Genomic DNA, 954 nt, shown 5'->3' on the forward strand with positions numbered 1-954 from the left:
AGGTAATCGGGAGAACCACCATGGCTTTATACGTCAACAGCAACATCAGCGCATTAAATGCACAGCGTCAGTTAATGAACAGCGGTAATGCCCTGGACACCTCATTTAAACGTTTATCTTCCGGTTTGCGTATCAACAGCGCTGCTGATGATGCCGCCGGCTTACAGATTTCTGACCGTCTTGAATCTCAAATTCAGGGTTTAAACCAGGGTAACCGCAACGCCAACGACGGCATTTCATTAGCGCAAACGGCAGAAGGCGCAATGGAAGAAGTGACGGCGATGTTTCAGCGTGTCCGTACCTTAGCGCAACAAGCGGCTAATGGTTCAAACACGGATGATGACCGTCTGGCTATTCAGGAAGAAATTCGCTCATTGATGAATGAAGTAAACCGTGTAGCCAAAGATACAACCTTCGGTGGCCAAAATTTATTAGATGGTAGCTACAAAGCGAATTTTCAGGTGGGTGCCGATGCTGTGCAGACAATCGGTTTTTCAATGCAAAGCGTCGGCGGCACCGCAGCCATAAATAGCTTAAGTGCCAACGGTGGTTTTACATTGTCAGGTATCGCGGGCATTGCTTCAGCGGTTACGGGTAAAGCGTTATCAACTAACTTAGCCAACATGAGTGATACCTACACTGCAGCAGCGGCTGATTTTGATTTTGCGACCACGTTTCTTGCCACAGGAATATCAGTGTCCAGCCAGACTAATGCACAGGCCGTGTTAGCGGGTATGGATTCAATGATTGCGGTAGTGGACAAAAAGCGAGCGGAGCTGGGTGCGGTACAAAACCGTTTTCAGGCGACCATTCGTAACCAGACCAACATAGCTGAGAATCTGTCAGGTGCAAAATCACGGATTAAAGATGCGGATTTTGCTGCGGAAACCGCGATGCTGACCCGTAACCAGATACTGCAGCAGGCGACTACGACGATACTGTCGCAGGCCAATC

General features: G+C 48.8%; 1 protein-coding gene. It reads left to right on the forward strand.

What is annotated here, in order from left to right; all coding sequences use genetic code 11:
- Positions 1-20: 20 nt before the first annotated feature.
- A partial coding sequence (locus tag ACYVIC_RS19795; protein WP_460862719.1) for a flagellin N-terminal helical domain-containing protein occupies positions 21-954 on the forward strand: 934 nt, incomplete at its 3' end.

The organism is Rheinheimera gaetbuli (genome assembly GCF_054781935.1).